Annotated in this window: 23 protein-coding genes and 2 pseudogenes; 6 read left to right on the top strand and 19 right to left on the bottom strand. The window is 61.1% G+C overall.

Translation table 11 applies throughout. The features are described from left to right. Positions 1 to 336 precede the first annotated feature (336 nt). Positions 337 to 576 (top strand): RNA polymerase sigma factor, encoded by a 240-nt coding sequence (locus tag N826_RS35255; protein ID WP_052832653.1) that lies wholly within the window; start codon positions 337 to 339, stop codon positions 574 to 576. Positions 577 to 587: 11 nt separating this feature from the next. On the opposite strand, the gene N826_RS35250 is transcribed toward N826_RS35255, so the two are convergent. The 5 genes and pseudogenes from N826_RS35250 to N826_RS43810 form a co-directional block, all read right to left on the bottom strand. Then, the gene (locus N826_RS35250; protein ID WP_044436879.1) at positions 588 to 782 is read right to left on the bottom strand and encodes an anti-sigma factor family protein; all 195 of its coding nucleotides are present in this window, start codon (positions 780 to 782) and stop codon (positions 588 to 590) included. Between the two features lie 1,293 nt (positions 783 to 2,075). Further along, positions 2,076 to 2,360 carry a beta-barrel domain-containing protein gene (locus tag N826_RS46310; RefSeq protein WP_486669395.1) on the bottom strand — a complete coding sequence of 95 codons (285 nt, stop codon included), beginning with the start codon at positions 2,358 to 2,360 and terminating at the stop codon, positions 2,076 to 2,078. 66 nt (positions 2,361 to 2,426) lie between these two features. Next, positions 2,427 to 3,026, bottom strand: a pseudogene (locus N826_RS46305) (HlyD family type I secretion periplasmic adaptor subunit); the annotation flags it as partial. Between the two features lie 279 nt (positions 3,027 to 3,305). Further along, positions 3,306 to 4,766, bottom strand: a pseudogene (locus tag N826_RS35235) (type I secretion system permease/ATPase); the annotation flags it as partial. Positions 4,767 to 4,790: 24 nt separating this feature from the next. Next, positions 4,791 to 5,105: a hypothetical protein gene (locus N826_RS43810; protein WP_063772365.1), complete on the bottom strand. Its 315-nt coding sequence runs from the start codon at positions 5,103 to 5,105 to the stop codon at positions 4,791 to 4,793. A gap of 394 nt (positions 5,106 to 5,499) precedes the next feature. Between N826_RS43810 and N826_RS35230 the strand changes: the two genes are divergently transcribed. Next, on the top strand, positions 5,500 to 6,594 hold the full coding sequence (locus N826_RS35230) for a hypothetical protein (RefSeq protein WP_044436873.1): 1,095 nt from the start codon (positions 5,500 to 5,502) through the stop codon (positions 6,592 to 6,594). A gap of 62 nt (positions 6,595 to 6,656) precedes the next feature. Here the strand turns inward: N826_RS35230 and N826_RS35225 are convergent, their stop codons facing one another. Next, a complete protein-coding gene (locus N826_RS35225) occupies positions 6,657 to 7,952 on the bottom strand; it encodes a pentapeptide repeat-containing protein (protein ID WP_044436871.1) in 1,296 nt (431 codons plus the stop codon). 158 nt (positions 7,953 to 8,110) lie between these two features. On the opposite strand from N826_RS35225, the gene N826_RS35220 reads away from it, so the two are divergent. The 4 genes from N826_RS35220 (at position 8,111) to N826_RS35210 (ending at position 13,339) form a co-directional block, all read left to right on the top strand. After that, positions 8,111 to 9,448: a hypothetical protein gene (locus tag N826_RS35220; protein WP_052832651.1), complete on the top strand. Its 1,338-nt coding sequence runs from the start codon at positions 8,111 to 8,113 to the stop codon at positions 9,446 to 9,448. 529 nt (positions 9,449 to 9,977) lie between these two features. Continuing rightward, positions 9,978 to 12,326, top strand: coding sequence for a methyl-accepting chemotaxis protein (locus N826_RS35215; protein WP_044436869.1), 2,349 nt, complete (start codon positions 9,978 to 9,980; stop codon positions 12,324 to 12,326). A gap of 36 nt (positions 12,327 to 12,362) precedes the next feature. Then, positions 12,363 to 13,013, top strand: coding sequence for a hypothetical protein (locus N826_RS43805; RefSeq protein WP_147040973.1), 651 nt, complete (start codon positions 12,363 to 12,365; stop codon positions 13,011 to 13,013). Positions 13,014 to 13,072: 59 nt separating this feature from the next. Next, the gene (locus N826_RS35210) at positions 13,073 to 13,339 is read left to right on the top strand and encodes a hypothetical protein (RefSeq protein ID WP_147040975.1); all 267 of its coding nucleotides are present in this window, start codon (positions 13,073 to 13,075) and stop codon (positions 13,337 to 13,339) included. Positions 13,340 to 13,415: 76 nt separating this feature from the next. Here the strand turns inward: N826_RS35210 and N826_RS35205 are convergent, their stop codons facing one another. The 13 genes from N826_RS35205 to N826_RS35145 form a co-directional block, all read right to left on the bottom strand. Continuing rightward, positions 13,416 to 13,760 (bottom strand): hypothetical protein, encoded by a 345-nt coding sequence (locus N826_RS35205; RefSeq protein ID WP_044436866.1) that lies wholly within the window; start codon positions 13,758 to 13,760, stop codon positions 13,416 to 13,418. A 21-nt stretch (positions 13,761 to 13,781) separates the two neighbouring features. After that, positions 13,782 to 14,930, bottom strand: coding sequence for a TraB/TrbI/VirB10 family type IV secretion system protein (locus N826_RS35200; protein WP_044436864.1), 1,149 nt, complete (start codon positions 14,928 to 14,930; stop codon positions 13,782 to 13,784). Then, positions 14,927 to 15,931 carry a TrbG/VirB9 family P-type conjugative transfer protein gene (locus N826_RS35195; protein WP_084721464.1) on the bottom strand — a complete coding sequence of 335 codons (1,005 nt, stop codon included), beginning with the start codon at positions 15,929 to 15,931 and terminating at the stop codon, positions 14,927 to 14,929. Before N826_RS35195 ends, N826_RS35200 begins: the two co-directional genes overlap by 4 nt. A gap of 64 nt (positions 15,932 to 15,995) precedes the next feature. After that, positions 15,996 to 16,691, bottom strand: a complete 696-nt coding sequence (locus N826_RS35190) for a hypothetical protein (protein ID WP_044436861.1) — start codon at positions 16,689 to 16,691, stop codon at positions 15,996 to 15,998. 2 nt (positions 16,692 to 16,693) lie between these two features. Then, positions 16,694 to 17,728 (bottom strand): type IV secretion system protein, encoded by a 1,035-nt coding sequence (locus N826_RS35185; protein WP_044436859.1) that lies wholly within the window; start codon positions 17,726 to 17,728, stop codon positions 16,694 to 16,696. Continuing rightward, positions 17,725 to 17,949: a hypothetical protein gene (locus tag N826_RS35180; protein ID WP_044436857.1), complete on the bottom strand. Its 225-nt coding sequence runs from the start codon at positions 17,947 to 17,949 to the stop codon at positions 17,725 to 17,727. Before N826_RS35180 ends, N826_RS35185 begins: the two co-directional genes overlap by 4 nt. Positions 17,950 to 17,958: 9 nt before the next feature. Beyond that, positions 17,959 to 18,762, bottom strand: coding sequence for a hypothetical protein (locus N826_RS35175; protein WP_044436855.1), 804 nt, complete (start codon positions 18,760 to 18,762; stop codon positions 17,959 to 17,961). 17 nt (positions 18,763 to 18,779) lie between these two features. Then, positions 18,780 to 19,037 (bottom strand): hypothetical protein, encoded by a 258-nt coding sequence (locus N826_RS35170; RefSeq protein ID WP_044436853.1) that lies wholly within the window; start codon positions 19,035 to 19,037, stop codon positions 18,780 to 18,782. Continuing rightward, positions 19,034 to 21,484, bottom strand: coding sequence for a hypothetical protein (locus tag N826_RS35165; RefSeq protein WP_044436852.1), 2,451 nt, complete (start codon positions 21,482 to 21,484; stop codon positions 19,034 to 19,036). The genes N826_RS35170 and N826_RS35165 overlap by 4 nt, the downstream gene beginning before the upstream one ends. Position 21,485: 1 nt before the next feature. Further along, positions 21,486 to 21,791 carry a hypothetical protein gene (locus N826_RS35160; protein ID WP_044436850.1) on the bottom strand — a complete coding sequence of 102 codons (306 nt, stop codon included), beginning with the start codon at positions 21,789 to 21,791 and terminating at the stop codon, positions 21,486 to 21,488. Then, on the bottom strand, positions 21,791 to 22,093 hold the full coding sequence (locus N826_RS35155; RefSeq protein ID WP_044436849.1) for a hypothetical protein: 303 nt from the start codon (positions 22,091 to 22,093) through the stop codon (positions 21,791 to 21,793). Before N826_RS35155 ends, N826_RS35160 begins: the two co-directional genes overlap by 1 nt. A gap of 2 nt (positions 22,094 to 22,095) precedes the next feature. Beyond that, entirely contained in the window at positions 22,096 to 23,169 is a 1,074-nt protein-coding gene (locus N826_RS35150; protein ID WP_044436847.1) for an ATPase, T2SS/T4P/T4SS family, read from the bottom strand. Further along, positions 23,153 to 23,584, bottom strand: a complete 432-nt coding sequence (locus N826_RS35145) for a hypothetical protein (RefSeq protein WP_044436845.1) — start codon at positions 23,582 to 23,584, stop codon at positions 23,153 to 23,155. The genes N826_RS35150 and N826_RS35145 overlap by 17 nt, the downstream gene beginning before the upstream one ends. Positions 23,585 to 23,661: the final 77 nt, after the last annotated feature.

Genomic DNA, 23,661 nt, shown 5'->3' with positions numbered 1-23,661 from the left:
CAGTCACCCGCCTGACGGCAAGCTGGCGCGAAACCTGACGGAACCGGCCTGAAGGCTGCGGCGCCGGCAGGTTTCGGTGAGTCTCACCGGATGCCTAAACCCATACAGAACAATTAAGGTATAGATATATACCATCACACCAAACTGCCGGCAGGATCAGGAAAACCTGTCTCTTGTGCATAGGGTCGCTATGCGATCAGATGTCCGATAGGAGGTTATCTTTAGGGTGGGTAAACTGTTCCTAAATATGTTTCTAACGTGGGAAATATCTGTGTATCAATAACATTCAATTAATGTTCAATCGCTTGACCTGACAGTCACCACCGAGCCATAACTATGATCGACGTGATGGAGAAACCAATCAGAACTCAGCAATCTCGAACGGATTCAGCGCAGGTCCATCAGGCTGTGAATGCCTTGCCGCCTGCCGAACGGGAAGCTGTCATGCTGGTCTGTGTCAAGGGGTTGAGCTACCAGGATGCCGCTCGGAAGCTCGGGATCTCGCCTGGAATGCTCCAGGAGCACTTGCTTAGTGGCCGACTGACACTGATCACCAAGCTCAGCCAGAAAGGCTGATGTGATAGGGATCAGGTCTTCTCTTTGCCGTTCACATCATAAGCGGCTTTGAGCAAGGCATTGAGTTCGCGAATCTGTTCGACCCGCTGACGAGCATCCGGATCTCGTGCAAGCAGAGCTTCGACGAGACACCGTTGCTCCTCATCCAGTTCGCCATCCACATAGGCGAACAGCAGGATATCTCTGGGTTGTTCGTCAGAACCCACAGCAATTCTCTCTTTCTTCACTCTTTGCGAACAGGAAACAATGCTGCCTCTAAGAAAGTCATCTACAGAGCGCATCTTCTATAAGCGTACTAAACTGAATATTATTCCTTGTACAAGAAAAAAGCTCTATATGCTTAGGACGTAGTTCTTTGTGCTCTCATTGCCACGATCACAAAACGATTGTGTGAGCCTTCTTTTTCGTCAAATTTCTCACCGATTGGAAGTTTCTTAACGGTAGACATAAGCAAAAATACAGCTTGAGACCCTATTAAAATATATTTTATATAAAATGCAGTCGGATGCGGCGGCGCCGACCCAATGAAATCGCTACAGACTAGCCCCCGCCTTGGGCAACAACGGCGGGGGCTCTTCTGAGCGAGGCTAATGAATTGGAATGAGCGCCTGGGGCTGTTGCTGGTAATCGGCGCTGCATGTCTGAGCATGCTCGTGTTCATCGCGATTGCGACGTGACTAAGAGCAACAGCACAGAGGTCGCAACAAGATTATGGTTAATGAAGCCTTAAGACTTTTTGCTGGATGATGGCCCCGGCGCGATGTGGTACCGCGCCCAGACCTCGCACTGACCCGCGCTCATTTGATTGGGCACGGGCTTCTTTGTCATCACGCCCCTTCCTCATCACAAATCTGCTTGGTGATCGCCGGCACCCATTTTGGCAGGTTCTCCCTGGCAATCCCATCTTTCGGTATCGTTACGCCTAGTTCCTCGGCGCGGGCTTGCCAGCGCATTCTGGTCGCCACGTCAGACCCTTCCAACCAACGCAAATCCAGGATCTGGCCTTCGGTACCGTGACTACCATCTCCAGCACTGTGGCCGGTGGCACAGCGGCCATGACGTGCGGATCACCTCCTCTGCACCATCGTGACTGCAGGGGCGTCAGCGCCGATCATTCCCATCATGAGTGCCAAACGAGGCGAGTACGAAGTCAGCGATGCTCCGCCCCTCACGCCCTCGACATCACCTTGCCTGCCAATGTCCCTCTAGCCGGCGGCACCGTAAACGCGGCACTCGTCCCGCAGAAACCGGTTACCCGCTGGTTTTCGTCATTGGAGACAGGATGGATCGAGGGAGAAAAGATCTGTGGCATTCTTCAAAGTCAGAATCGGTCCTGTCTGATCCGTCAGGCAGCGGAACTCGTCCAGGCACCGGATGGTTTATTTGATGGCCGAAGCAATTGTTTCGCGCATCGGTTGGAGAAGGTAGGAAATCAGGGTGCGTTCCCGCTTCTCGACCACGACTTCCGCCGGCATGCCGGAAAGGATTTCGAGACCCTCCTACCCATCCCGGGCATTGACCAGAACGTGCATGCCGTAGTAAGGCGCCGCGGTTTTCAGATCAGTGAGGCGGAAGGCCGAGATGGAAAGAACCTGTCCGTGCCGAACCGGTGTCTCGACCTGGTTAAAGGAGGTAAAGCGGATCTCAGCCGGCATTCTGACCGCCAGGCCGTCGATGTCACCGTGTTTGATCTGGACCTCCGCCACGATCTGATCGCCATCGGGGATGATGTCGAGGATGCGGCTTCCCGGAGTGATCACGCCGTCGACGGTGTGGTGAGCCATGTCGACCACGGTGCCCGAGTAGGGCGCGCGGACATCGAGGCGGGCGAGGTGCGCCTGTGCCGCGCCCAGCCGCTGCGAGGCTTCGAACAGTGAGGCCTGTGTCTTCCTGAGGTCGGATTCCAGCTGTTCCAGAAGGGTTCTTCCGATCTGCACAATCTGCAGCTCGACTTCGCCGATGCCCTGCCTGACCATCGCCATGCTCGAGACGATCTCACCCCGCTCGGCCGCGATCCGCTTGGCCTCGCGCTCATACTGGAGCACCTTGTTGCCGGGCGCATTGCCGCGCGCTGCCAGGCCGCGTAGCCCGGACAACTCCTTCTCGATCAGCGCGCTCTGGGCTCGCTTCGCGCTTTCCTGGCGCCGCATCGCGTCGATCTGCTGCCTGGACTGGGCAATCCGGTTGCGCAGGATGGCGGTCTGGCCATCCTACGCCTGCTGGCGGCTCTCGAACAGGCTTCTCTGGCCACTCAGAATCGATGCCGGGCCTGGCTCCGTGCGGGCGTGCTCCAGCAACTGGGACGGGAACTCCACGGATCGGGCTCCAGTGCGCTCCGCGATCATCCGGGCTTCCTCGGCCTGTCCCAGATCGACCTGATTGCGCAGCATATCGACCAGTGACTGTGTCTGGGTCGGATCGAGTCGGAGCAGGGCGTCGCCGACCGCCACACGCTGGCCGTCGCGCACCAGAATTTCCCGGATGATGCCACCCTGCAGGTGCTGCACGGATTTTCTGTGACTGTCGACCACGAGGGTACCGCTGGCAATGGCAGCGGTACTGAGATGGGCGGTATTGGACCACACAGCCAGACTGCCGAAGCTGACGGCGATCACAAGGCAGCCCGCCACGATGAGGCCGCGGCTGGAGACCGGATAAGGGGGCTTGCCGGTGGATCCCGTGGTCCGCTGCGGTGTGGAGGTGGCGAAAACTTCGATCAGATCGCTATATCAAACAGCCTGCTGTTCAAAGTGGCCGGGTCCGGATGCGAGCCGGTCACGGGTAGCGGCGGCGTTCTGACGGGCAGGGTCTATTTGGTTTCCGGTGGGCTGGTCAGCGGCTCGTTCGCCGGCGGTGATGACGGACCTGGTGACGGCCGCCAGAACTTCGGCGCGGTCCCCGATCAGCCGGATCCTTCCCGCTTCAAGGACCATGATCTGATCGGTGGCACTGAGGATGCTCGGGCGGTGGGAGATGATGACCACAGTCGTTCCGGTCGCCTTCATTTGGGAGACCGCATGCACCAGGGCCGCTTCGCCGTCGTCGTCGAGATTGGAATTCGGTTCGTCCAGCACGACGATCGCCGGATTGCCGAACACAGCGCGCGCCAGACCGATGCGCTGGCGCTGCCCGCCCGAGAGCGCGCTGCCGCCCCTGCCGATCGACGTATCGTATCCCTGCGGCAGCCTCAGGATAAGCTCATGGACGTCGGCCCGTCTGGCGGCCGCCACGATCGCCTCGCCGTCCAGGGTCCCGAACCGCGCGATGTTTTCCGCGATCGTGCTGTCGAACAGTTCGACATCCTGCGGCAGATAGCCGACAAAAGTACCGCGAGCTTCCGCGTCCCAGCTCTGGATGTCGGAACCGTCGAACCGCACGGTACCGGCATCGGGCCGCCAGGCGCCGACCAGCAGGCGGGCAAGGGTTGATTTGCCGGCCCCGCTGGGTCCGATGATGCCAAGGACCTGACCGCTGCCGAGCTCAAAGGTGAGATCTGATAAGGAGGGAGTAGCGCGGCCGGGAGGTGTCGCACGGATGCCGTCGGCGCTGATAGCACCCGCGGGGCGGGGTGGATTGCTCCGGCCAGCCGCTCCCGTGGTTGCCGCCAGCAGGCCGTTCAGGCGGCGGTACGCGACGCGGGCGCCGAGGAACTGCTTCCAGATGCCGATGGCCTGCTCGACCGGTGCCAGCGCCCGACCCATCAGCACCGAGGAAGCGATAATGCAGCCGGCCGACATTTGCTCGTGAATGGCGAGCCAGGCGCCGCCACCGAGCATGGCGGTCTGCAGCAGCAGGCGGGTATACTTGGTAAGACCCATGATCACGCCGGCGCGATCCGCTGCCTGGGCCTGGAGACGCAGGACATCGCCCTGCCTGGCCGCCCACCTGTGCCGGAAATTCTGGAACATGCCCATTGCCTCGATCACCTCGGCATTGCGCATGCTGCTGTCGATCGCCCCGGACAGAGCCGAGGAAATCCTGCCGGCGGCCTCCAGCGGCTTTCTGGTGACGGCGTTGTTGGCAAACGCGAGCGCCAGCAGCACGCCGCCGCCGGCCAGTGCGATGAATCCCAGCATGGGGTGGAGCAGAAAGATGATCGCCAGGAAAATCGGCGCCCAGGGTGCGTCGAAGAAGGCGAAGATGCCGGATCCGGTCAGGAACTGGCGCACTGTGTCGAAGTCGCGCATCGCCTGGGCGGGGTTGCCGTCGAGGCGCTAAAGGCTGCCGCTGAACTGGGCGGCCAGCACCCGCTCGCCCAGCCTCTGATCGAGACGTCCGCCGATCCGCACCAGGATGCGCGACCGGAAGACCTCGAGCAGCGACATGGTTCCCAGCAAGCCGACCGTGATCAGGGTCAGCATGAACAGGGTGGCCTGGCTGTGACTGTGCAGTACCCGGTCATAGACCTGCATCATGTAGAGCGAGGGAACCACCATCAGGAGGTTGATCACGGAGCTGAACAGCGCGGTCATCACGAAGGTGCCGCGGCAGGTCGCCAGTACCGCTCCCAGTTCAGATTTTTTGGTCATTTACCGGGGCTTTGACAGTTGTTCGAAAGATTCCTGCAGGGCGCGGTGTCAGGAGCGGGAGCCACTCGCGCGGGAGACCGTTGCCGGTGACTCTGCCGCCGTGATGATTAACGCGGCATTAAGGCCGGGGCCTCGGTCTCGTTCGAATTTGACTGAACCAGGAAGGTGACATCCTGACCATACCTGTCGGTCAGGTGTTAACATCGACAACACAAGATGCTATGACTTCCATGATGTTGAAAGGGTTAGTCAAAGTTCGTGCGTTTATGACATTGCCGTAATCGTCACAGGGACTTATTAGGTTTATTAAAAATATTTGATTGTGGGAGGGAGCATCAGTGGCAGCAGCACTGGGTTTTGCATTGATAAAGTTGAATTTGATTGAGCTTTCGCCATGCTGACTTGGCTCGACTATTATATCGAACAGATACTCAATAACTGGAAGCATCTGGTTGGTCCTGAAGGGCCGATCAGGGAAGCGAACGGGTCGGAGGTCGCCGCCGAGATCGAAGCGTTCGCCAGGATGAAAAGGGCGAGCGACTATGTGGATCAGCTCGATATCGTCCGGCATCTGGCCTATCGGCTGACAATCCAGTCCAACGATTTCTCGTTCAGGATGCGAGCCGCGGGTCTGGGCTCCAAGGGGCGATTCAGGAACGGTGAGCGGATGTGGCCGTGGTTCATGGAGGCTGCCTGCTTTGCGGAACTGCTGCCGTTCCTGGGACGCGGCGCGGGCGCGCCGGGCTGGCCGCATGAGTTCGCCGGACGGGGCGATATCGATGTCGAGACGATCACCGCGGTGCAGCCCGACGCCGCCCTGGTCCAGCTGCTGGCCGACGCCCGACCTCCTGCGGATCCGGAAGGCTATTTGGAGCGGGCACTGAGCGCGGGCGGCACCTGGTACATCGATCTGCCTCACAGATCCGTGCTCCTGGGGGACGGAGAGGTACGGGCGATCTTCCTGATGCCCGGTCTGCAGACCGGGCACCGGGTCACGGCCGTGATCACGCCTCCCGGACAGGACAAGGTCAGGGGCCGCGTGATATGGCACCTCGGCGCCCCGGAAGACTGCTATGGCCACCTGATCAACGGTGTGGATATGAAAACCATAGCCGGACAGGTGAACGACCTCGTCCGGCTGCTCGTTCTCTACCGTGCCACCGCCGAGAGTGCCGAGCGCTCCGAGCTGAAGCGCATGGATGCCCGGCAGCTGAACCAAAGTCCGCGCCGAATATCCCAGAACCGCAAGAAGACCTCCCTGTTCCGCGTCGAACGGCTGGCAGCGCCCGCCGATCGATTCGGGCGTCAACCGCTGTCGAACGGACATACCGGCGGCTGGACGCTCGGATGGCGGTCGGAGGTTTCCGGGCACTTCAAGCTTCAGCCGCACGGTGTCAGCCGGTCACTCAGGAAGCTGATCTGGATCGATGCCTACGAGCGCGGCCCGAAGGATGCCGCCCACAAGGCCAGGCTTGAACGCCTGACATAACCGGCCTGATCCGGCGAGAATTCCGTCAGAGCATCCGTACTCCTCCCCGGCTGAGCGCCCTGTCAGTCATCATCCATGTCAGCGGGCAGGATGGCGCCTTCCAGCTTCGCTCCGTCCAGAACTGCTCCGGTCAGATTGGCGTCGATCAGAATCGCATTGGTCAGGTCGGCGCCGCTGAGGTCGGCATGGGCGAGATTGGCATCACGAAGGTTGGTGCCGATCAGGCTGGCGCCGACAAGCCTGGCCCCGCTCAGATTGACAGGCCACCTGCGCCCGGTAGCCAGCCCGCCCCCGCTTTTGATGTCGACCGATCCCAGCTTCGCACCATCGAGCCGTGCACCGCTGAGGTCACTGCCGCGCAGATTGGAGCCATCCAGCGTTGCCGCGGTGAAGTCCACATCGCGCAGAACAGCGTCGGAAAGGTCCGACATGACGATCAGAACCTCTTTCAGCGTTGCGCCGGATAGATTGATCCCCCGCAGATTGGCGCCGCTGAGATTGACCTGGGTCAAGTCGATATGGGACAGATCGTGACCGGCCAGTTCCGCGCGCTCTCCCCTGGCGCCGTTGCTTTTTACCCAGGTGAAATGCCCTTCCAGACGATTCTGGATCGTCGGCGGAAACTGATCGGCGTTTCTGCGGATGTTCGCCCCCGTACAGTCGACGCCGGTCAGATCAACCCCGTCGAGATTCGTTCCCATTAGATCCGCATTTCTCAGGCTGGCGCCCATCAGGGTCGCCCCGGTCAGATTGGCGTCCTTCAGGGATGCGCCCGACAGGTTGGCGCCGCTCAGGTTCGCGCCCTTGAAATCGACCGAACCCAGGTTGGCGTCGCGCAGACTGGCATTGCTGAGGTTGACACCGGCCATCAGGGCGCCCTGGCAGTCGGCTCCATTCAGTCTCGCCTCCGACATGTCGGCGCCGGAAAGGTTGGCTCGCGCCAGCAGGCCGTCGTCGAAATCGGCACCGCGCAGATCCGAACGCTGGACACTTACCGAATTGCTCCCCTTGTGGTCGAGCAGAGCACCGCCTCTCAGGTCCGCTTCCCGGAGGTTGGCGTTTCGGAGCCGTGCCCCTCGAAGATGTGCCCCCCGCAGGTCGGCGCGCTCGAGATTGCAGCCTGTCAGGTCAGCCGCTTGCAGATCGGCGGCGAACAGGTCGGCCTCGGAAAGATCACTCTGCTTCAGATCGCAGTTGGTCAGGATCGCACCTGCCAGCTTGATCTTCCGCAGGTTGGTCCTGGCGAGGTACATTCCCCTCAGATCGGCCATGGCCAGACAGGCCCGCGCGCCGCCGGTGCGCCTGGCGAGCCAACGGTCATGCTTGTCGATGATGGCCAACAACTCGTGCGGGGTCATCAAGCCTCCTGCGCCTCAAGATTCATCCAGCCTCCAAGTGCAACAAAAAGTTTAAGATTTCGGTGTAATTTCTTGAAGTTCGATACCGGACCCAGCCCGATCCGTTCGGGCCGACAGCTGTCCAGGCGGGATTGATGGCTCGAGCGGGGCGAGCAAAGATGATCAAGGGACGGGTATTCCACTATGAAATTCTGGTTTTCCAGGAAGGGCGCTGGACCATCAGCAGCGTGGTCAAAGACGGACAGTCGGAAAGCGGTGAACAGGAGGCCATCGACGTGGCGCGCCTTCGGCTGGCGAGCGGCGAGTGCGACGAGGTCAAGATCGTCCGTGTCCGCAGCATGATCACCGGCTACTCCACCAAGGCGGACATCTTCCACGAGGTAAAAGCGTCGGTAAAAGAAAAGCCGATCATCGTCAAAGGTAAAGTCGAGCGCGTTGGTCCCTGCACCGCATTAAGCGATCTTTATGGCCTGGAAAGCCGGATGATACTGGGCCTGCTGTTCAGGATGTTCTTGGACAAGTACCAGATCACGACGACGGAGCTCCTGCACAATTGGACTTATCTGAGGAAGCTTCAGGACACCGGCAGTCTGATCAACACCGCCACTCACCAGATCGCGGCGGCACAGGCCAAGGAGCTTGGCGTTCCCGCCAGGGACCGGATGCGGGCACTGGAAAAACTGATCAGTGAAGGGATGTCCCAGGCGCGCGACCTTGCCGCGGAAAAACGCCGGCTGCCACGCTTTGACCCGCAGAACCTCGAGCATTTCAGCCGGCGGGTGAGGGCGAAAGAGGGTGCCGAGCGCCATGATTATGTCTTTACCGCTCTTCTGTGCGATCACCTGCTCAGCTACCCGTCGGTCGGTGGGAAACTGGAAGCGGTTATCGGTCTCATGAGCGGCTCCGGGGCTGTCGCGGCGGCTGATGACCTGGACCGACAGCTCTGTGGGTTGATGGAGGGCATTGCGGCCGACGCCCTGGGAAACTCTGACACAGTCAAGGAGCTGCTTGGCCCCCAGCGCCATCTCGCGGCCTCCCTGTGCCGGCTGGCCGACTTCCTGCACGGCCGCCTGGACCTTGGCGCGACTGGCACGAATCCATTGCTGGCGCAGCTTGGGTCGCTGATGCGTGACGGGCGGGCGCCCTCCTGCCGCGCCATACTGCTCGAGCGGCTGATGACGGAGCTGAGACGCAATCACCCACTGGACCGTAAGGAGCCCGAGGCTGAGGGCCGGTTGCTGGAGGAGGTGATTCATCATCTGCGCCGGGACGGCACGGACGAGCTGCTCGGAGGATCGGTCGCTGAGAAGGCTGTGTCCGTTCGGCTTCTGCGCCATCGCCAGGGCGTGCTGCGCAAGGGCGGCATGCTCGAAGCGGCGGACGCGCTGGCACGCAACTGGAACCCTGACATCAGGCTGCTTGGCAAGCGGCGACAGATCGATACAGGAAATACACAGATCGCTATGGGTAATTTCTATCAACCGACGTCACGATAGGGTCCATCCGCATTTCCGGTGCAGCGATATCGGGCTGAACCACCAATTCAGGCGGGTTCGAGAATCCGTCTATATCACTGAGCTTGTCTTGAATGTCGATCAAGGAACTGACAAGGCATCACTTTTAGATCCGGCATTAAGCTTGGCTCTTTCTGGGTTTCGAGGCGGTGGCGGTTTGAGCGTGATGAGGTGCGCCGAGACGTCATTCGCCGGGCACAAGGGCAATCCAGCCGCGGTCGCGAAAAAAACCGGGCTGGACGGGGCCGTCGTCTGAGATGCAGAAGCTGCCGCTTTATCTCGGCTTCTTTCAATTCGTCCACAATACCCGCAGGCGGGGCAAAGCGCTGCTCGGCGCCCTCGTTGCCGCCCTCGTCGAATGATCAAACCGCCACCACCCCGCAACCCAGGAAGAGTCTCTTGAGTGAGGTTCGTCAGAACTTAAGAAGTTCGCGTTTAATATAAGTGACGATCAGCCTATGCGTATCGTAAATCATAGGCGGCATGTCTAACCCTTGCCAAAGGCTTTTTAATGCGCGTCAATGAGCCTGTTACAGGTCAGGAGGTTCTGCTTCCGGATGGCGAACTGCTGGTGTCCCGAACCGATGCCGGGGGTCGCATAGAGTTCGCCAACAAGGCATTTGTCGATATCAGTGGTTTCTCGGAACAGGAGCTGTTCGGCGCTCCGCACAACATCGTCCGCCATCCCGATATGCCAAAGGAAGCATTTCAGGATCTCTGGGCCACCATCAAGAGCGGCCAGTCCTGGGAAGGCCTGGTCAAGAACCGCACCAAAACTGGTAATTTCTACTGGGTCCGGGCGAATGTTACGCCCATCATGGAAAATGGTAAGCCCGCAGGTTTTATTTCCATCCGCTCCAAACCAAGCCACGAGGATGTCACGACGGCCGAGGCACTTTACGCGTCCATGCGCCGGGGACAGGCGCGCGGCGTTGCCATCCAGGGCGGACAGATCGTTGAAACCGGCCTCTCACATCGCCTCGTCAGATCGTCCCGCAGCATCAAGGGACGGCTGATCGGCGCCTTTGTCATCATGATCATCATGATGGTGACCGTGGGCGCGCTGGGACTTTCGGGCATGAATGCGTCCAACACCAAAATACAGACAGTCAGTTCCGAGACCGTTCTGCCGCTGCGCAACCTCAAAGTCATTTCCGATGCCTATGCCGTGTCGATCGTCGACGCTTCACACAAGGTTCGCAACGGCAACATGAACTGGGACGAGGGAGCGGCATCGGTCGAAAAGGTACGTTCCGTCATCCAGGCAGGCTGGACCGAGTTCCGGCACATTCAGCTGTCCGATGAGGAGAAAGCCGCCCTTAGCAGAATAGAAGCCCTTCTCACCTCAGCCGATACAGTCGTGGCTCGTTTGCAGGATGTTCTGGCCCGCACCGATGCAGTCGCTCTGGACGACTTGGTGCGGCATGAACTGTACCAAGCCATCGATCCGCTTACGGATCAGATCTCTCATTTGACGGACATGCAGCTGATCGAGGTCGAGAAAACGATCTCGGCCGCGCAGAGCGAGTTCAAGTGGCTGACCGGACAGATCATGGCTATTCTCCTGGCCTGCTCACTTGTTACTGCCGTCTTCGGCGCACTTCTTCTGAGAACGGTAGGGCGGCCTTTGGGCCGGCTTGAAGGCCATTTCGAGGCGATCGCACGCGGCGACAGCGGCCACATCATCGAGATGCCGAGGACCAGCGAGTTTGCTCACGTCACCTGCCTGCTGCGCAGCATGAAGGCCAAGCTGGGCTTTGCCGCCCAGGAGCGTGTCGAGCAGGACCGGCAGATCGCCGACGACCGCCGTAAGGCTGTCGAGGCCATGGCTGAAACGGTCGAGCGTGAGGCCGGTCAGGCGATGGAGCGGGTTGCCAGCCATACCAGTGCCATGGCCAGAGATGCTGACGGCATGGCTGTTCTGGCCCAACGGGCCAGCGCCAACGCTCAAAGCGTGGCCTCGGCGGCGACCCAGGCTCTTGCCAACGCCCAAACGGTTGCGGCTGCCAGCGAGGAGTTGACCGCATCGATCCGGGAGATCTCCACTCAGGTGGCCAATTCCAGCAGTATCACCCGCCGGGCCGTCGAGGCGGGCCGGAGAACACGCCAAACCATCGAAGCCCTGTCCGCCGCCGTCACCCGCATTGGGGATGTGGCGGGGTTGATCGGCGACATTGCGAGCCAAACCTCGCGCTCCACTGAAGAGATCACCCGGCAGATCGAGGAGATTCAGCTGGTCACCGGAGCCGCGGTGGCGGCGGTCGAGGAGATCGGCGGCATCATCGCCGAAGTCGATCAGGTGTCCGGCACGATCGCGGCCGCCATGGAGGAGCAATCCGCAGCCACCCAGGAGATCAGCCGCAACGTGGCGGAAACCTCTTCGGCGGCGAGCGAAGTTTCCCTGCGGATTGCCGAAGTGTCGGCCGATATCGGCAGAACAGGCGATCAGGCAGTCCAGGTGAAGATCGGATCGGGTGAGGTGGCTGCCAACGTTCAGGACCTGCGTGGCACTCTGGTCAAGGTTGTCCGGACATCGAGTGCCGAAGCCAACCGGCGGCGTAAACCTCGGTTTCAGGTCAACGAGCGCGCCACGGTCTCTCTTGGCGCTGATTGTCACACCTGCACGATCATGAATATATCAGAAGGCGGAGCCATGCTGACTGGCCTGCTGAACGTGCCTGTTGGCTGTCAGGGAGAGCTGAGTCTAGGCCAGCACGGGATCAGGATCGGCTTCACCGTTCTGGGTATGACGCGAGGGCGCACGCATATCAAGTTCGATGCTCGACAGTCTGAGTCTTCGGCTTTCGAGCAAGACCTACAGGTCATGACCAGGGGCTTGGCCCCTCTGAATGCGGCATAATCCACCAACCCTTTCCAGTCATCCAGTGAATTTCACATGTCAAAAAAATTCACTATGAAAGATTTTGTGGAGAAGGCAAAGTCTGTCCATGGAGACACGTATGATTACAGCCAGACTATATACACAAACAACGCAAGCCCCTTGCGAATAGATTGTCACGTTCCCAGGCATGCTCCTTTCTGGCAAACGCCAAACAATCACTACAAAGGAAATGGCTGTCCAGCCTGCTCAACTGAGCGCCGCGTTTCCAAAGTTCTATCCTCCGCCGCCAGTAAATTTGTGTCTAAAGCCCAAAAAATACACGGAGATTTGTACAGCTATAAGGAAACTGTTTATGTCGACAGCAAGAGCGACGTGACAATTCACTGCTCACGTCATGGCCGGTTCCGGCAAGTCGCGTCCCTTCATCTCCAGGGGCAGGGATGTCCGGCGTGCGGCCTGGAGCGCGGCGCTGCCGCGCGACGTGATGGCTTAGAGGACTTCAAAGCCAAAGCCATTGCCCGGTATGGCACGACCTACGATTATGCTGAGGTTGAGTATGTGAATTCGCGAACCAAGGTAAAAATAGGGTGTCCGATCCATGGTCCGTTTTTCAAGAGACCGGCCATGCATATCAACGGTGAAGGCTGCCCAACCTGCGGCATGAAGCGGAGGCGAAACCCTGCACAGCACGGCTTTGGCGGATAAATCAGTTCCGACTATCAGCTGAGCTGGGTATGGAGGCAGCCTTGTTGCCCGGAGCCCGCATGCCGTACAAGCACAAAGAACCAAGCTGCCGCAAAATCCCGGAGGCCAAATACCAGATACAAAATTCCAATCGGTGGGAGTACGCCCAGGCACCGCAGCAGCTAACGTCAGCTCCGGCGCGGCTTGCCGCCGTGTTTCTCATGAAGCTACTCGCCCGGCCCAACGATCTCGGAATGATCTGGAATGTTGAGCTTGCAGGCTGGCCTCATATTGATGTGGCCATCTGGGTTTTGGCTGCGTCCTTCATGTTTGCGCTCGGTGCTTGATTCGATGACTGGCTGCGCCGGCTCGCGACTCGGCTTATTGGCGCAGGATGCGCCGTCCCAAAGAACGGTAATCCTGTCAATCGGGCACGTCGATGCCCTTGCTGGACAAGTAGTCGCGCATTGCCCGCAGGAAGAACACGGATTGATGTACTCTGTTGGCCTCACAGGTTTTTGCCATCGCTGCGGCGACGCCGGGCGTTAGTCGGATATGGCGACCTCTTGAGCCCTGACCGGGAATGCTGGCAGGGAAGAAGACTTTCTCGCCACCGGCAATTCTGTTCACCATGGCGGTGATAGCGTCGTCGTAGATGGCACGCATGGGCTGACAACAATCTTTCGCGTAGGCACGCACGACAGTCATCAATTCGTCCGACAACCCCGTCACGCTGGTTTCGGTCGTCGGATAGGCGGGTCGCGGCAAGGTTGAAAATCCATCATTCCGTTACTTTTCCGGAAAAGGAATATCACTATTTATCTGAATTCGATAGATAGCACCGGATCTCATCGTCAGTACCGGAGGTCTCATTAATTCCCGGTTAACGTACTCGCCGCCGGCTCCCCGGATGCCTCGGGTCCCGACATTGACGGCAACGCCGGCCGGTCCCTCGATCAACCCGCCCAGAGCGCCGACAAACGACAGCGCCCCTTCAATCAGGATGCCGGTAGCAATGCCCGACCAGGCGTAGTCACTCTCGGCCTCGACACCGCTGGCGCCGTCCTGGCCGAGCGCAGGCGAGCACGCCATCGGCATGATCCCGCCGCCCAGCAGATCGACTCGGGTCGCGCACATCTGCACCCGCATGTCGCCGCGCGACACGCCCGTGGCGTTTACCTCCGTCATCACGGTGCTGCCGGCGGGAATGGCGAGGCACTCCCGCACACGGCCACCGCCCAGAAAGATCCGGCCATAGGCATCCTCGATAAGGATCCCCCTGACCTGTCCCGGCAACTCAGTGCGAACCGGATTGGGGTTCTGGATGATCAGTTCCTCTCCGGCCTTGAGCACGCAGCCGGAAAGCTCGGGCTGGAGGCTGTGCGGATGGTAGAGCCCCTGTTTGCTGCGTCCACCGCCGCCCGTGTAGAAATCTTCCTTGACGCTGGCTCTGCCTTCCTGCTGTCCCACATCGGCAGCAACCGGTATGCCCCCGCTGCTTCCATTCCGACCTTCACGCACCGTGCTGCTACCTTCCAGCAGCGGGCTCAACACGGGTGTCATATGCTTGTTGCCGAACGCCAGCACACTGACCTTGAAGTTCTTCGGGATCGGCCTGGCCGGCTGGGTGCGGTGCTCCAGCCCCTGATCCGGCTGTGATCTTCCGGGATCCTGGACTGACGGCGTTTCAACCTTCGGCACATTGGGTGGGGTAGCCTCCGGCACCCGGGCGCTGATGCTGGCCGGCTGCAGTCCTTTCGGCTCCTCCCGCTGAGGCTCGGTCGTGATCCCGGCCAGGGCGTAGAGCGCGCCCAGGATCGCGACACCCGATGCGCCGCCGAGCAGCAGCGTTCGGCGGTTGAACCGACCGCCATACTCGCGGGCCGGCTCATCGATGCCATCATCACCGGGATGGCTCTCCTTCTGGTAGCTGTTCAACGCTCCCTCCGAACGCTCATGGTGAGATCACCGCGGCTGAACACGACCTCGTCAGGCAGGCCACGAATGACGTAGTGACGCGATTGCGGATCGACCCAGAACGAGGGTGCCGATCCCCTGGGCAGGAATGGCACCGGACGGCTGGCAAGGCGGGACGGCGGCAGGATGTAGGTGTTGACGCCATCGTTGTACGCCGACCACTCGCGCGGCAGGAAGTCGGCCGGACCATCATAGGTGTACCGGGTGTCCGACACCGCCGGCGTCTCCTGACCTGGAGCCGCTGCCGCAACCAGTTTCGGTTGATCGGATTCATAGGTGTGCTGGACAACAGGGTTGTAGGGGGCATTGCACTTGTGCGGCGGTTCGACCTCTGACTGTTTGCAGGACGGCACAACGAGATCGTAGAGATAGGTTCTGCTGCCGGTGGAAATGGTCAGCGATGTCCGTTCTCCCGGCTTGTAGTTCTTGACGGTGATGATCAGCCTCGCACCGGGCGTGTTTCGGCCATGAGCCCGATCGCGCTTGGCCCGCATGGAGGTCGCATCGACACCTCCGGCAGTCACCTCGGCTGAGAAGTACTGGGGATTGCCGAAAATGGCTTCGGGCGTCTCCTCTCCCGGCTCGAGCCAGAACTGCGTGTCGTTGCTGTCCGTCGCCCCCTCGGTTGACGCACCATCCAGGATAACCTCATGACGCAGGCCAGTGTGGTACGGGCACGTCATGATCGAACCCTCGAAGGTGCAGTCCAGGGCTGTGCGCCGGGATTGTCTAACCGCGTCCGCAATCTTGGCCGATGCCGATTTGTACCTTTTCTCAGGCTGGGCCGGCCTGGTTGCGACACCGCCGATCGGCATCGGCGCGCTCGGCATCAAGGGTCTCGGTGGGGCCACTTCCCGGGCTTCCACATAATCGTACGTCAGGGGTGGTGCGGGACCTCCAGGGCCGCCGGTGCAGCCTGCCAGCACCAGTCCCGCAGCCGCCGTCAGCAGAGACCTGCGCATGGTATTGGTCCTCTGTCGCAGTTAATGGGTTAATTAATAGCCCTTAAACGCTCGGCACCAGACGCTACTCAGAGCCGAAAATTTCGTAATCCGTGACCAGGATGCCCATCGGGTTGCAGTTCCGGATTTCTGAGGATACAGCCTTGAACTGCTGGACCCGAAACTCCGCTGAGTGCTGAACCGTGGTCCGCCTCATGCCATCGTCGACTATTTCCGGCCACGTGGCACCGATCCACATCCCGTCAGCGCTGCTTCGCTCACCGGGCCTGCGGCCGACTTGAACCTCCTTCTCGCTCACGATCCTCTTCTGTCCCTTGCGGACCATGTCGACGCCGGCCGATCGCTCGAAAGATCTGTTGGCCTTCACCGCTGCCATGCCTGTGACGGAGCAGTACAGCGTGTCGATCATCTCCTGGACTTGTGCTGGTGAGTCAATGCGGCGCAGCCGGTAGACCAGTCGCTTGACCTCGGCCTTCGACGCTGCCTCGAACTCATCGGCTTTCAGGTCGTTGGCTCGGATGACCTTCAGTGAGGCAAAATCAGCATCGAGCAATGCTGCGAAGACTTCCGGTGGCTGCACCGCGATCTGCTCCCGCTTGTAAACCTGATAGCCGTTCAGGCCGAGGCTGCTAACCAACCCCAGCGCCAGCATGCGCAGGGTGGTCCGCTGCTGCTGAGCCAGCCATCCGGGTGTGAACCGTGGAGCCGGAGGAGTGGTGGGAATCGGCTGGGTGCGTCGGATGCGGATCTTTTCAAACATGTCTATGACCTCCTGGACTGAGAGGCAGCACGAACACGCGACCAGTATTGGCTTGTGGATGCGGCGGTTGCCGCCTGTTTCGCCCCAGTCGCCATCCGCTGGGCGCCGTGGCCGATGCCCCTGCCGGTGCTGGCCATATGGGTGACTTCGCGCTGCGCCAGCGATCGCCCGCGCTCCACCATCGACCCGGCGCCGGTCGCAGATCGGACGACATTCCCGACGCCACGGGTCACAGCCTGGGATGAAAGTTGCGGCACCGCGCTGATGATGCCGGCGGACAGAACACGGGACTGCCACGCCAGCCATGCGATAAAGACGGCCAGGAGAACGGCGGGGATCAGATCATCGAAAACCGGAGTTGGCGGTAGATCCATCAGCTCGAACGACCGAGCGCCGATACCGGCTACCATGGCGATAATGGTCAGCTTCACCAGATTATTCAGCCAGCCTTGGATGGCGCCTTCAGCCATGTTCTTCGTGAACGGGGTTACAGCCATCGGAGTAAATATCAGCATAAATAGACCGTTCACTTTGTAGCCGATCGCAGTTGTGGCAATTTCGAAGATAATAAATGCGAAAGAAATATAGATTAAAAGCGCCGCAAGTTCCAACATTAATCTATCATCCAGTGTTTTTATACACTCCCAGTTGCCCGTACAAAGAGCGGATTCAGTTTCCAGTATTTTATTAACTTGATCATCTGCTATTCCCCATTGGGCCGATGGGGTGAACATGTCACCGCTCGCTTTATCAACACCAACGATGCTGGAACCAAGGGTAAGAGCAAAGTTACCAGCAGCATCCACGATTTCCTTCGCGCTCCAGGCAATGGCTAGGAACAACCAGAAAACGACGAAGAGACCGATCAGGTCGCCGACGATGTTCTCCATGGCTCCAGCCAGCCATGCGAAAGCCAGTCGGGTAATTCCCCAGCCAAAGGTGATAGCAAAGGTTGCCAACACTACCGGCATGACCATGGCAAACCCGGCATCAAGGATGCCGAGCACCAGAAAAAAGACTTCATCTACAATGGTCATGGAGTTTTTGCTCTGGTCATGGTTCGGGGATCCATTCGTTGCTTGCCGCACTCAGGGCAGTCACCCAAGCCACGGCGCAGCCGCTCGATCTTCTCGTCTGCTTGCCGCTCCTGACGTTGCATTTCCTCCTGCATCACGCGTAATTCCTCGGCAGTGGGATCGGGTCTAGCGGGACACAACACCGTCAGGCCGATGCTGATCAGGATTCCGCACACGTCCATGTCACTACCTCACCGAAAAAGGTTGCGGCCAGTCGGTCTGATGGTTGTCATTGTGCCTGGCCCATGAAAGCGCTCTATTTTCTGATCGGCGATAATCTCCTGTGCTCGGCGTTCCTCATCCTCCCGAAGCGCCGCCGTCGATGCTGCTGCATCACTGGCGTGCTGCGCGGCCTGTACGCCGATCAGCGTCCGCATCATCTGGGTCTGGGCCTGGATTGCCTGCGTCTGTCCTTCTGCCCCCTGGCTCAGGTCGAGAGCTTCATCGGACAGGGTCAGCGCTTCATCAATTCCCAGCTTTGCGGCAGCATGGGCGGCCGCCGCCTCGCGGGTCGCCTGATTGGTCTGCATCCGCATTGTTTCCATGAAGCGGGGTGCCGTCTCGAACGTCCAACCCGGTGGCATTCCGACCTGATAGCGCTCCTCAAGGACACCTTCTGCTCCAGCTCCATAGAGGGCATCATCGATGCTGCCGAGCGGGTCACGGGCCGCGCGCTCAATCTCACCAATCCTAGCTGCGGCATTGCCGCGGAGACGAGCCGTCATGCGCCGCTGCTCCTCAAGCTGGCCGGACTGCAGGGCGGTTTGTTCGGTATCGCACAGGGTCTGGGCGAGCAGCTGGAGTTGCTGCGCGACCTGCAGGCCTGCCGTGGCGCGGCCGGTGATGCTGCTGATCATTCCGAATGCGGTAGCGGCGGCACTGGCGGCATTGGCGAGGGTGGCGTCACAGCCCCCGTCGGGAACAGTTTGCGCTATTGTCGGATGTGCGATGGACATTCCAGTCAGCAACGCGGCGGCAAAGAGTGCATGCCTCATTCGCCGGATCCTCCCTGTTAGCGGGTCAGAATATAGCCCAAAATAAGCTTACCGACTATGCTGATCGTAGCCAGTCCGGCGGCAAGCGTCGCCAGCAGCAACAGTGAGCGCCAGGGCTGGGGCAGGGTGCCGGTGAGAGAGCGTACCAGCGATGCCCCTTCGGTAACGATCACCACGCCGACACCCAGCATCAGCAGGCAGACAGCCAGTGCGACGGCAATCCTCGGCAGGGCGGCTGCCAGGGTCTGCTTCAGGATTTCCGCTTGGTCATTCATTCCGCGGCCCTCAGCAGTGGTTCAGACTTCTCTCCAAGGATCCGGTCGACGGCGATACCCTGCTCGACCATCCACTCGACCAGGAAGTCTCCGCCCCGACGCTCCACCCGTCGGGCGAGCTGGTAGTGCTGGTCATCAGTCATCAGCACCAGGGCCGATGAAATCGGTGATCCCAGGTCGAACGACACCACGGCCTTGCCGGCGCCGGGCCGGTGAACGAAGTAGTCCCCGGCCTGGTTCATGCCGGCGATCACTTCGGCGTCATGCTGGCACAGCCGTAGCTCGCCCAGCACCCGCAATCCTTCCGCCGTCAGGACCGCACTGTCCTGCACATAGACCTGGGTCGGGCAGGAGTTCAGGATAATGTGAGAAATGTCGGATTTACTCAGATCCAGAACCGACTGGGTGGCGAAGACCACCTGCGTCCTGAGCTTCCGGTATGTCCGCAGCCCCCAGCCGAGCCCTTTGACAAACCCGCCCGCGACATAGGCGCTGGCCTCGTCGAGCTGGAGCATCAGCGGCCGGCGCGCGCTCGACAGCCGCATGATGTGCCGCCACAGGTAGGCGATCAGGGCCGGCGCCGCCATGGCCTCGTCGTCGTCGGTGATCGCCGACAGCTCGAAGTTGATCCAGTCCGCCTCATAGGAGCGGTTGTCGACAGCATCGAAGATGTAGCCGAGCGGGCCGTCGTGGCTGTACAGGCGCATCGCCCGGGCCGCTTCCTCGGAGGGTACATTCAGCACGAACGTGGTCAGGGTGCGGTCCTCCGGCGGCATCCGCGCCATGATGCGCAGCGCCGTATCAACGGCCTGGGAGATGTCCGGCGCATCCGCCGCGGCACCGATCTGCGCGCGGATCCGCGCCATCGTCCACGAATGCGCCCAGGCCCGGTCAGTCGGTTTGTCGATCTGGCGATAGGGCTGCACGCCGCAGCCCTGCTCGCCGATGTTGAAGGTGACACCGCCGACCAGCCGGGATACCACATAGCCGGATCGACCCGATTCCACCCGCATGACCCGGCCGCCGGGCACCGCGGTGAGGTGGCCCAGCCCCAGGGCGTTCAGCAGGCTGGACTTGCCGCCACCGGTGCCGCCGCAGATGAAGCCGTGTCGATTGGCGCCATCGATGTGCAGCGACAGGGCGAAGCGGCTGGTGGCGCCGGTGCGGCCGTGGAGCAGGATTGGGCTCGTGGTGACGTCGAGGTCGCCCGACCACGCCCGGGTCAGGGGGGCGCTGACGGCGGCCGCCAGCAGGTTGACGCCCGGTCGCACGAAATCCACGTCGATCTTTCCGGGGATGGCGCCAAGCAAGCAGTCGTGCGTCGTCATGTCGTTGATCTCGACGCCGAAGCCGTGATCCAGGAGAAACTCCTCAATCCGCTGCGCCTGCTTTTTCGCTTCCCCACGATCCTTGTGATAGATCAGCACAGTGTCGGTCGTCTGGCAGCGCAGGACACCGCCGCGCTGAAGCTCGAGCAGCATCGCATCGGTTTCCTCCAGCGTCACCGTGGCGGCCTTGTTGTTGAGCGGCGAACTGGCATCCTTCTGAAACTGCCTCAGGACGTTGAGCAGCATGCTTTCCTGCGTCAGAGCGGCCTTGCGGACCAGCCACTCGAGTTCGCGCACGGACTCGGCCTTGCTCTGCGTCCGGATCCGCTTTACCCGCCGGATGCGGTAGCCGAGCTCGGACAGGCCGTCGAATGTGTCGTTGCCAAAATCCAGGGCTCCCGCTTCCAGGCGGCGCGGATAGGTGTTGATCTGGACCGCCCGCACATTGAGACGGTTATGCGCGTGGCCCAGCCACAGCGGGCGGCCGCCGTACAAAGGGCTGTCGACAAGCTGCGGAGCCAGGAACTCGTAAGGATCGACCGTAATCGGGCCGTCGTTGACCGAGATGGTTGAGCGTAGAAAGGACGCCAGCGCATCCCCCTCCAGGACTTCGGCGTTCATGAAGCGGAGCAGCCCGGCCATGCGATCCACCGACCGGACATAATCGTCGAACAGCGGGCCGTAGTCGCCGCGGGTTTCTCCCGGTTCAGGCAGCAGCAGGGCATTGCGCAGCCGCACGGCCAGGCCGCTCGGCGGGTTGTGCCGGACCGACAGGAAGTGCCGGCTGCCGTACTGCGCCCCGTCGCCGTGGACTGCGGACCGGTCGATGCCGAACAGGCGCGCGGCCCGGTTCGCCGGATTGGGGATGGCAATTCCCGGCAGGCGAACGCGGCGCTCCTCAATCCAGATCCAGCACCCGCCTCCCAGCGTCTGCAAGGCGACGGCGAAGCGGGCGGCGTTGCGCAGACGCTGCTCCGGATGAAGCGTACTCATGTCGCTGGGGTGGAGGGACGCCGCCATCAGCCAGCCGAACTGGCTGCACGCCACCACGCGCGGACGTCCCTCGTGCGGCAGCATGGTCAGCCAGGGTATTTCGTCCCACAGATACTTCTTCGTCATGTCATGTTTCCAGGTCGGTCCGGCCGCAGATGGCCCGGACAACGAAGCGTAGGATGACCTCCTGGTGGAACGGGTTGCCCCTGGCCAGATAGACCCCGGCTGCCCACAGCGCGCCCATGCCCAGGCACAGGATGATCAGAGCAGCCAGGATGGTGCGGCCGGTGGGTTCGATGGCCTGCAGGACGAAGACGGCACCGCACAGCCACCACAGCACAATCAAGACCCAGGTCGAGAATCGGGCAGCCCCCGGCATGTAGGGGTGCTGCCCGGCCCGACGGATCTCGATGCTGTAGTCCGGGGGCGTCATCAGGCCCCACCCAGACCTAGGACGTACTCGGCCAGGACCGGAACGCCGCCGAGAAACGCGCCGATCGCGGCACCGACGATAGCCTTGCCGATACCCCGTCCCGGATCGCCGACCATGGCACCGAGCAGGGCGCCGATGATGGCGAGGCCGACGATCATCAGGCCGACATTGGCGATCATGAAATCCCAGATGTCGGTGGTGAAGGTTTCGATCCCGCCGGCCGGGATCTGCGCCAGGGCCGGTCCGGCCACGCCGCTCAGACCAAGAGCAGCGGCGGCGGCAAGGGACTGACTGGTTTTCATCATCATCTCCAGAGCATGGGTTGATGGGCTATGCCGTAGCCCTCATATGCGAGATGAGGGACATCAATACGGGCTAGTTTATAGCCGCAAATGGCGTCGTAGCCGTCGGGGCGGTACACTCCGACGATGTCGCGGCCACCGCCGGGGCGACGGCGGATCCAGACGATGCGCTGCAGGGTCTTCATCAGCACGCGCCGCTGCGGCGCCGGGTCGACTCCGGCCTGGGCTACCATCTGCTCAACGCGGTCGAAGAAGTCGGCCGGATTGCTGGCGTGCAGGGTGACCAGCCCGCCGCTGTGGCCAGTGTACTGCGCCATCACGAAGATCCAGAACACGCCATCGCGCGCTTCGCCGAGAATGATCCGGTCGGGCCGACAGCGTAGCGCATCCCTGAGCAGGTCGCTCATGTCGAGGCCGATGCTGGACAGGCGCAGCACGTCCTGCACGCAGGGGAATTGCAGTTCCGGCGTGTCTTCCAGGATAACGAGCCGATCCGGCTGCACCGCCGGATGGTTGACCATGCTGGTCAGCAGCGAGGTCTTGCCGCTGCCGGTTTCCCCGAACACCGCGATGGTCAGCTTCGCGGCCAGGGCGGCGGCGATGCAGTCCATGGTCGGCAGACCGATGCCGACACCTTCGTGGTCGTCCCAGGCGACCTCGGCCTCCCGTCCCTCGATCGGCGCCACGCCATCGTCTATGTAGTCCTGAAAGGACCGCACGGTTCTGGGCAGGAAGCGCAGCACGACGTAGGGTCCACCAACCGCGCGCGGTGGAATACCACCCTGGAACCGAATCTGCCCCGGAAGATCGGCGGCAAAGCTCAGGCGTCCTCTGCCTTCCGCGACGACACCGGCAAAGCGGGCGGCCAGCGTCACGATCTGCGACCGCCGGTCGGCATCGAACCGGGTTTCCAGCCGGCGCTTGCCGGCTGAGTCGTAGACGAATGCCCGGCCATCCGGGTTGATCGCGATGTCCTCGATGCCGGCCTGCGCCGCCAAGTCCTGGATTTCTCCGCCCAACGCACTGTTCAGCAGTCGTGCGGCCTCCTCGCGTTCCCGGTCACTCAGCGGAACCATGGCGGGCTCCCTGGCTCATGCGCTGCACGGTTTCGCTGACCTGACGGGCGTGATCGGCGTAGCAGGTTGGTCGCTGTTCCGGGGGCAGATAGCGCAGCCGGGTGTCAAAGTTCAGGATGGCCAGCGTCATGCGGAGCTGGTGCGCCAGCTTGTCGAGGTCTGCCCGCATATTAGCCAGGGTAGCGGCAACGGCATCAGACTGGTCGACGGCGGCATCGACCTTGCCCATCGCGATGTTGATGCACTGCTCGATAATGGCGTTGCGGGACCATTTGCCCGCCATCTGCTGCTCGATCCAGGCATCCTGCTCCTCGCCGATCAGGATTTCCCGGGCCCGCCGCCCGACATGGCGGTTTGCCCTGGGACGCTTGGCGCGGTTCTCGGCAGCTGTGCTGTGTTCGGCAATCAGGGTCATTGTTCCCTCACATCATCAGGGGATAGTCCTCGGTAGGGATAGGGATAGGGATAGGGGTAGGGGTAGGGATAGGGGTA

The sequence above is a fragment of the Skermanella aerolata KACC 11604 genome (assembly GCF_000936425.1).
GTDB lineage: Bacteria > Pseudomonadota > Alphaproteobacteria > Azospirillales > Azospirillaceae > Skermanella > Skermanella aerolata.
Note: the sequence above shows the minus strand (reverse complement) of the source record. Positions and strands in the feature narration are given on the sequence as shown.

Coding starts and splice junctions, on each gene's coding strand:
- N826_RS35255 (WP_052832653.1), top strand. CDS start 337: ATGATCGACGTGATGGAGAAACCAATCAGAACTCAGCAATCTCGAACG.
- N826_RS46310 (WP_486669395.1), bottom strand. CDS start 2,360: ATGGCTCACCACACCGTCGACGGCGTGATCACTCCGGGAAGCCGCATC.
- N826_RS43810 (WP_063772365.1), bottom strand. CDS start 5,105: ATGACCAAAAAATCTGAACTGGGAGCGGTACTGGCGACCTGCCGCGGC.
- N826_RS35230 (WP_044436873.1), top strand. CDS start 5,500: ATGCTGACTTGGCTCGACTATTATATCGAACAGATACTCAATAACTGG.
- N826_RS35225 (WP_044436871.1), bottom strand. CDS start 7,952: ATGACCCCGCACGAGTTGTTGGCCATCATCGACAAGCATGACCGTTGG.
- N826_RS35220 (WP_052832651.1), top strand. CDS start 8,111: ATGATCAAGGGACGGGTATTCCACTATGAAATTCTGGTTTTCCAGGAA.
- N826_RS35215 (WP_044436869.1), top strand. CDS start 9,978: ATGCGCGTCAATGAGCCTGTTACAGGTCAGGAGGTTCTGCTTCCGGAT.
- N826_RS43805 (WP_147040973.1), top strand. CDS start 12,363: ATGTCAAAAAAATTCACTATGAAAGATTTTGTGGAGAAGGCAAAGTCT.
- N826_RS35210 (WP_147040975.1), top strand. CDS start 13,073: ATGCCGTACAAGCACAAAGAACCAAGCTGCCGCAAAATCCCGGAGGCC.
- N826_RS35195 (WP_084721464.1), bottom strand. CDS start 15,931: ATGCGCAGGTCTCTGCTGACGGCGGCTGCGGGACTGGTGCTGGCAGGC.
- N826_RS35190 (WP_044436861.1), bottom strand. CDS start 16,691: ATGTTTGAAAAGATCCGCATCCGACGCACCCAGCCGATTCCCACCACT.
- N826_RS35185 (WP_044436859.1), bottom strand. CDS start 17,728: ATGACCATTGTAGATGAAGTCTTTTTTCTGGTGCTCGGCATCCTTGAT.
- N826_RS35180 (WP_044436857.1), bottom strand. CDS start 17,949: ATGGACGTGTGCGGAATCCTGATCAGCATCGGCCTGACGGTGTTGTGT.
- N826_RS35175 (WP_044436855.1), bottom strand. CDS start 18,762: ATGAGGCATGCACTCTTTGCCGCCGCGTTGCTGACTGGAATGTCCATC.
- N826_RS35170 (WP_044436853.1), bottom strand. CDS start 19,037: ATGAATGACCAAGCGGAAATCCTGAAGCAGACCCTGGCAGCCGCCCTG.
- N826_RS35165 (WP_044436852.1), bottom strand. CDS start 21,484: ATGACGAAGAAGTATCTGTGGGACGAAATACCCTGGCTGACCATGCTG.
- N826_RS35160 (WP_044436850.1), bottom strand. CDS start 21,791: ATGACGCCCCCGGACTACAGCATCGAGATCCGTCGGGCCGGGCAGCAC.
- N826_RS35155 (WP_044436849.1), bottom strand. CDS start 22,093: ATGAAAACCAGTCAGTCCCTTGCCGCCGCCGCTGCTCTTGGTCTGAGC.
- N826_RS35150 (WP_044436847.1), bottom strand. CDS start 23,169: ATGGTTCCGCTGAGTGACCGGGAACGCGAGGAGGCCGCACGACTGCTG.
- N826_RS35145 (WP_044436845.1), bottom strand. CDS start 23,584: ATGACCCTGATTGCCGAACACAGCACAGCTGCCGAGAACCGCGCCAAG.